This is a genomic window from Roseateles oligotrophus, assembly GCF_025717515.1.
Classification (GTDB): domain Bacteria; phylum Pseudomonadota; class Gammaproteobacteria; order Burkholderiales; family Burkholderiaceae_C; genus Paucibacter_A; species Paucibacter_A oligotrophus.
In genome coordinates, this window is record NZ_JAJIRN010000018.1 from 1 (window position 1) to 5,225 (window position 5,225).

Consider the following 5,225-nt stretch of genomic DNA (forward strand, 5'->3'; position numbering starts at 1 on the left):
CAAATTGGAGAGATCAGTCTCCCAACTACCCACTTTGGCCACCGACTGGGCATCGACCAAGCGGCTATTGCTTGCCCGCAAGTCCTCTTTCACGCGACTGCGCTCGGAGAGGTCGCGCAGGATGATGGCGTAAGTTTTCTGTCCATCGATCTCAAGATTCGAAATCACTGCCTCAGCGGGGAATTCCTCGCCATTTGCTCGCAACCCTAAGATCTCGCAAACCTTGCCCATGGGGCGCGTACCGCGCTTGAGTTCGCCGAAGTCTCGGACTTGACCCTCATGTGCCTGACGAAACCGCGCGGGAAGGAATCGGTCAATGGAGCCTCCCATTGCCTCTTCGACCGGCACGCCAAAGATCAGCGCGGCCGCAGGATTGAACAGAATCACGCGCAGATGGGTATCGGCGACGATGATGGCATCCATCGCACCCTCCGCCAAACTCTGAATCGCCCTTGTATCCGGAGCCTGGGTTTGCTTGACCAGCTCCAGCTGTTCTTTCGCCAGGCGCAGTTCTTCGACTTGCAACTCCAGCTCAATCTGGCGCAATCGCAATTCGCGTAGCGCTAACTGGGCGGCTTCGGGCGACTGCGGGGGGACTAGCGGCTGAGCGGCGTCCTGTTCCAGCAGCATTGCTTCGGCCCGTTGACGCAGCAGCGCCGCAACATTGACCGGCTCGGCCGAGGCGGACGGGTCAGTCCGCTGGATTGCTGTCGGCTGCGGGCCGATCCTGTAGGTGCATAGCGGTCTCAGGGCGTGGCTATTGCCAATATCTTAATACTGCCGCGGATATGGCACTGTGTTGCCAGGCAGTCAGTGCCCTCGATATGCCCCGGCCTGCTCCAGCCCGACAGTGCGAACATGCGCCGCATAGCTGACGTTCGGTTCGCCGACCGTTTTAGTCAACGGCGGCTTACTGGCGACGATGCGGCCACACGGTCCCGGCCAGGATGTACTTTTGAGGCGGTCGAGAATGCAAGCCGCAGGCGCAGCTGCGGACGCTCAAGCCAAGGCCTTGACCTTCAGGGCCCGCGTCACCGCCAAGAAGGCGGGGCTCAGCTCGACCCGAGCTTGGGCGCTCAGATGCGCGGGATGGCCGGCGCTGGCTGGCTTGAAACGCCCGGCCAGCAACCCTTTGCAGGCAAAGGCTATGGTGTTGCAGCCGTCGGCATCGGTGACGAGCAAGACTTCGACACCGAAGCTGCGCCGGATGCGTGCCACATGCAAGTCGAAATCAGCATGGCCGGCATGAAGATTGACCACCATCAAGCCATTGGGCTGCAGCGCATCAAAACAGTCATCATAAAAACGCTGTGAACACAGCGCGGGCGGCTGGCCGTCATAGTCAAAGCCGTCGACCAACAGCACATCCAGGCGATAGGGTGGAAAGCGCACGAAATCCGCGCCGTTGCCGAGTTGCACCTTGAAACGCGCGCCGTCCGGCGGCACGAAAAACTCGTCGCGCAGCGCGATTACATGCGGGTTGATCTCGATCACCTTGATGCGCGTCATCGGCAAGAAGCGGAAGCAGAACTTGGCCATCGAGCCGCCGCCCAAACCTATCATCGCCAGCATATCGGGTTGCGGCGCAAACAGCATGAAAGCCATCATGGTGCGCGTGTACTCGAGGCTCAGCGCGTCAGGCTGCTGGGTCTGCATGCGGCTCTGAATTTCGCAGATCGAGAAGTGCATGGCCTTGGTACTCAAGGTCTCGTAGACGAAGGGCTTCAGGTGCTGGGCAAGGTCGGCAGATTGGGGCATGGAGCTTCGGGAGGATGGCGGAGTGAATGGGTGCGAGCGGGCGGGCGGGCGGGTAATTCAGGCCTGCCACCAATCGAGCAGCAGTGCCGGGGCGGCAATCACGATCAGCAAGAGCGCGAACGGAATCGTGGCCGAAAAGCCAAGGTACTTGAAGGCCAGTGCGCCGACCAAGCCGCCGCCAAAAAACAAGCTCAAAATCGCCAGGTGGATCATCAGCTTGTCGCGATTGGCGCGCACCGTGTGGACGAGATTGCCCCGCTGCGCGTGATTCCAGTAGATCAACCGGCCCAGTTCGAGGCCCAGGTCGGTGATCACGCCGGTCATATGTGTGGTGCGTATTTCAGCCTGGGAAATCTTCGTCACGGTGGCGTTTTGCAGACCCATGATGAAGCACAGCAAGAGCACCGCCGTGGGGATCAACAAATGTTCCAAGGACTTGAGATTGGCCCCTACCAACCCAAACACTAGCAGCAGGCCGGCCTCCAGCAAGAGTGCTAAGGCGTATTTGCTCTGCATTTGGCGGCGATGCGCCCAGTTGATCAGGATGGCCGTGCACGCGGCTCCGGCAAGGAATGAAAACAAGGCCGCAAAGCCGGCCAGCGCCAAGGCAAATCCGCCGGTGGCCAAGTCATCGGCAATCGAAGACACGATGCCGGTCATGTGCGAGGTGTAACGCTGCACCGCCAAGAAACCGCCCGCATTGATCGCCCCGGCCACAAACGCCAGCAAGCCGCCAAGTTGCCGATTGGCCAACAGGGTCCGATCTTGCCCGATCAGGCGTTGCAGGAACTTGAAGCTCATGAGTCGGAATGCGGGCCTCGGCTTGGATTTTTGAACCTCGCCAGCGAATCGGAAGCAAGATCATGCCTGCCAATAAAAATCGCCTTTGATTCGTATAAAATTATAATGCAATTAACATAAGGAGTCTCTATGGAGCAAAAGACCGCACGTCTGACGATCTTGATCGACCCCGGCAAAAAGAAGGCTCTTGAGACTCTGTGCGCGCAGCAAGACCTGACCCCGTCACAGCTGGTGCGACGGCTGATTCGCGACTACCTGGCCTCTCACGGCGTCAGTTTTGTGCCGGGCGGAGATGAGGATGCAGCCGCAAACCCCACCAGTGGCGCGCTCGGTCAAGGCTGAGCACGGATGTACAGCCGCAGCGCGCAGTTGGCCGCACAGGACTTGACGAGGGCTCACACGACTGGGCTACGCGGTCCGAGTGGCAAGGTCATGGATCAGCGCACCGCCAAAGAAATGATTTCCCCGCCAGGGATTGGTCGCTACGCAATGGGCCTGGCGATTGATCGGCGCCAAGACGGCTGGTACTTTTCGCACAATGGCTCGAATTGGGGATATCGGGCGTGGATGACTGGACACTTTCGCAAGGGTTACGGCGTCGTCATCATGACCAATGGCGACAATGGCCTAAGTCTGATGAATCAAATCGCCGACCGTGTCGAAAAGGCATACAACTGGGATTCATTGGAAAAGCCAATCTCTAAATAGTTGGCTCTCGGGCGATCCATTTCAATCGAGGGCGGCCTCAACTGTTAACGGCCTAACAGCCTAACAACTTTCCGAGGATCCTGATGCCTGTCCGGTAGCGGCAGCTCCTGGCAACCTGCCGCTGCTGCCACTGCGCAACCGAGTGACAAGAACTGGCCGGGAGCGTCAGGCCGCATCGTCGCCGGTAAGCCACCGTTGACCAAAACGGCAGGTGAACCGAACGTCAGCTATGCGGCGCTTTCTCGAACTGTCTGCCTAGCGCGGGCCGGGACATTGCGAAGGCACTGACCGTCTGGCAACTCCGTGCCCGAAGCTGACGTTAACAACGAAGCGACAGCTCATTCAAAATGTTTGGCCCGGCCCCACATTCAAGACCCGACCAGAGCCTGCTCAGAGGCTTTTTGCAAGACGGGAGACCTGACCCTCAGGCCCCCGCATCGAGGCACACAAATACTGGTCATAAACACAGAATCGGTATCATTGAGGCGCCCGTCATTGATGACTCTGCCCCATGCACACCATCTCAGCGCAGCGGCAGGGGTTGCCGCATCCGCATCCACACCAGCATCAGTGGGTGGTGGCGGACAGACAAGCTGGCAAACAAACTAAACCAAGCACCTCAGCCGCACCCAAGGTCAAGCTTTACAACCCTCGCCACCCTGAGCAAACCTTGCTCTACCGGACGGTGGCCGAGCATTTCGAAACCTGGCTCGAACTTGCCAGCTGCGGCCAGTTCGACGGCCAGGGTGATCTGCACACCCCAAGCCCCTACGTCGAACTGGCCTTCCGCAAATACCTGGAATGCGGCATCTTTGCCTATGGCTTCGCTCGCGCACGCTGCGAGGACTGCGGGCATGACTACTTCGTCGCTTTCTCCTGCAAGGGGCGAGGCGTTTGCCCCTCGTGCAACACCCGACGTATGGCCGAGACGGCCGCGCACCTGGTCGACCATGTCTTTCCGCGTTTGGCCGTGCGGCAGTGGGTGTTGTCGGTGCCAAAACGACTTCGGTACTTTCTTTCGCAGCGGGACGGCGCGGCACTCAACACCGCCTTGCGCATCTTCCTGCGCGTCATTCAGAACAGCCTGATCACGCGCTGCCCTGGTGCTGCCACAGTTGACGCGGCAGCATTGCGCATCGGTGCGGTGGCCTTCATTCACCGGTTCGGCTCCAGCCTGAACACCCATGTGCATTTTCACGTCTGCGTCATTGACGGCGTATTCGAAGTGGCAGTAGAAACAACCAATGCAGTTTCTTCCGCGCCACTTGAGGTCGATCTTGGCACGCCGGCACTTCGTTTTCACCCGGCCAGTGAGCCCGACCAGGCCGCCATTGCCCAGGTGCAGGCCAGCACTCGCAAGCGCATCCTGCGAGCCTTTGTCATCCGGGGCTTCATCGAAGAAACTGACGCCTCGGACATGCTGGCCTACCAGCACAGCGGCTTTTCGGTTGATGCCGCCGTATGCATTGCCCCAGCTGACCGCGCAGGGCTGGAGCGTCTGTTGCGCTATTGCGCCCGGCCACCCTTTGCCATGGAGCGACGACTTCACAAGCGTGGCGCTGATTTGGTCTATCACTGCCCGAAACCTCAATCGGGCGGTAAACAAGGTGATCTGATCCTCACGCCGCTGGAGCTTATCGATCGCATCGCCGCCCTGATCCCGCCGCCCCGCATCCACCGGCATCGCTACTACGGCGTGCTGGCACCAAACTCACCGCTCCGAGCGGCCGCGGTCGCCATGGCGCAGCCGCAATTGCCGGCCGACGAAACTGTCGTCGATGCGTCAGTCATAGGCAGCAGCGGCGGCGGGAGCCCAGCACAAGCCAGCCAAACTGAACCCGTTGCACCCAAGCGAGCCTCAGCGGCGCGCTACCTGTGGGCGGCGCTGATTGCCCGGATTTACGAGGTTTTTCCGCTGCTGTGTCCTCAGTGCGGAGGCCAAATGAATCTGATCGCAT

Annotated in this window: 6 protein-coding genes; 3 read left to right on the top strand and 3 right to left on the bottom strand. The window is 59.9% G+C overall.

Annotation, left to right across the window (positions count from 1 at the left end):
• The 3 genes from LNV07_RS25135 to LNV07_RS25145 all read right to left on the bottom strand — a co-directional run.
• A partial coding sequence (locus tag LNV07_RS25135) for a PAS domain-containing protein (protein WP_263573953.1) occupies positions 1-546 on the bottom strand: 546 nt, incomplete at its 3' end.
• A 453-nt stretch (positions 547-999) separates the two neighbouring features.
• Positions 1,000-1,758, bottom strand: coding sequence for a spermine/spermidine synthase domain-containing protein (locus LNV07_RS25140; protein WP_263573954.1), 759 nt, complete (start codon positions 1,756-1,758; stop codon positions 1,000-1,002).
• Between the two features lie 57 nt (positions 1,759-1,815).
• Positions 1,816-2,559, bottom strand: a complete 744-nt coding sequence (locus tag LNV07_RS25145; protein ID WP_263573955.1) for a YoaK family protein — start codon at positions 2,557-2,559, stop codon at positions 1,816-1,818.
• Between the two features lie 129 nt (positions 2,560-2,688).
• Here LNV07_RS25145 and LNV07_RS25150 point away from each other — a divergent pair, with 129 nt between their 5' ends.
• The 3 genes from LNV07_RS25150 to LNV07_RS25160 all read left to right on the top strand — a co-directional run.
• Positions 2,689-2,901, top strand: coding sequence for a ribbon-helix-helix domain-containing protein (locus LNV07_RS25150; RefSeq protein ID WP_263573956.1), 213 nt, complete (start codon positions 2,689-2,691; stop codon positions 2,899-2,901).
• Between the two features lie 90 nt (positions 2,902-2,991).
• Positions 2,992-3,267: a serine hydrolase domain-containing protein gene (locus LNV07_RS25155; RefSeq protein WP_263573957.1), complete on the top strand. Its 276-nt coding sequence runs from the start codon at positions 2,992-2,994 to the stop codon at positions 3,265-3,267.
• A 577-nt stretch (positions 3,268-3,844) separates the two neighbouring features.
• Positions 3,845-5,225: transposase (locus LNV07_RS25160; RefSeq protein WP_263573958.1), on the top strand; the 1,381-nt coding region annotated here is incomplete at its 3' end.

Coding starts and splice junctions, on each gene's coding strand:
- LNV07_RS25140 (WP_263573954.1), bottom strand. CDS start 1,758: ATGCCCCAATCTGCCGACCTTGCCCAGCACCTGAAGCCCTTCGTCTAC.
- LNV07_RS25145 (WP_263573955.1), bottom strand. CDS start 2,559: ATGAGCTTCAAGTTCCTGCAACGCCTGATCGGGCAAGATCGGACCCTG.
- LNV07_RS25150 (WP_263573956.1), top strand. CDS start 2,689: ATGGAGCAAAAGACCGCACGTCTGACGATCTTGATCGACCCCGGCAAA.
- LNV07_RS25155 (WP_263573957.1), top strand. CDS start 2,992: ATGGATCAGCGCACCGCCAAAGAAATGATTTCCCCGCCAGGGATTGGT.